The organism is Mycoplasma todarodis, assembly GCF_965212735.1.
Taxonomy (GTDB): Bacteria; Bacillota_I; Bacilli_A; order Mycoplasmatales; family Metamycoplasmataceae; genus Mycoplasma_K; species Mycoplasma_K todarodis_A.
The window spans coordinates 1-1,023 of sequence record NZ_CBDBYJ010000008.1 but is presented as its reverse complement, the minus strand read 5'-3'; the positions used below and the strand labels follow the sequence as shown (position 1 = coordinate 1,023).

1 rRNA gene is annotated in these 1,023 nt (G+C 47.6%); it reads right to left on the bottom strand.

The annotated features are described in order from the left end of the window. Nucleotides 1-1,017, bottom strand: a 16S ribosomal RNA gene (locus tag ACOMC1_RS04160); the annotation flags it as partial. Nucleotides 1,018-1,023: the final 6 nt, after the last annotated feature.

The window sequence follows — 1,023 nt, the reverse complement described above, 5'->3', positions numbered from 1 at the left end:
ACTATGTCTCCATAGCTTTGCGGAAGATGTCAAGAGTGGGTAAGGTTCTCCGCGTATCTTCAAATTAAACCACATGCTCCACCGCTTGTGCGGGTCCCCGTCAATTCCTTTAAGTTTCACTCTTGCGAGCATACTACTCAGGCGGATCACTTAATGCGTTAGCTGTGACAGTAAATCTTCTACCGTCTAGTGATCATCGTTTACGGCGTGGACTACCAGGGTATCTAATCCTGTTTGCTACCCACGCTTTCGTTCCTCAGTGTCAGTTATTAGCCAGTTAGTTGCCTTCGCCATTGGTGTTCTTCCATATATCTACGCATTCCACCGCTTCACATGGAGTTCCACTAACCTCTCTAATACTCTAGTCTTGCAGTATCCAAAGCGGGCCGGGGTTGAGCCCCGGGCTTTAACTTCAGACTGACAAGACCACCTACGAACTCTTTACGCCCAATAATTCCGGATAACGCTTGCGACCTATGTATTACCGCGGCTGCTGGCACATAGTTAGCCGTCGCTTTCTGATAAGGTACCGTCAAGTTCTGGGCATTACCTCCCAAAGTTTTTCTTCCCTTATAACAGCAGTTTACGATCCGAAGACCTTCATCCTGCACGCTGTGTCGCTCCATCAAACTTTCGTTCATTGTGGAAAATTCCCTACTGCTGCCTCCCGTAGGAGTCTGGGCCGTATCTCAGTCCCAGTGTGGCGGATCAGCCTCTCGGCCCCGCTATACATCATAGTCTTGGTAGGCCATTACCCTACCAACTAACTAATGTAGCGCACTCCCATCCCTTAGTGAAGCCGAAGCTCCTTTTATATTTAAATCATGCGATTCAAATACGTATTCGGTATTAGCGTCCGTTTCCAGACGTTGTCCCAATCTTAGGGGTAGGTTAAGTACGTGTTACTCACCCATTCGCTACTAAGTCTAAAGTGCAAGCACTTTTGCTTCGTTCAACATGCATGTATTAGGCACACAGCCAGCGTTCATCCTGAGCCAGGATCAAACTCTCATAAATTGATTC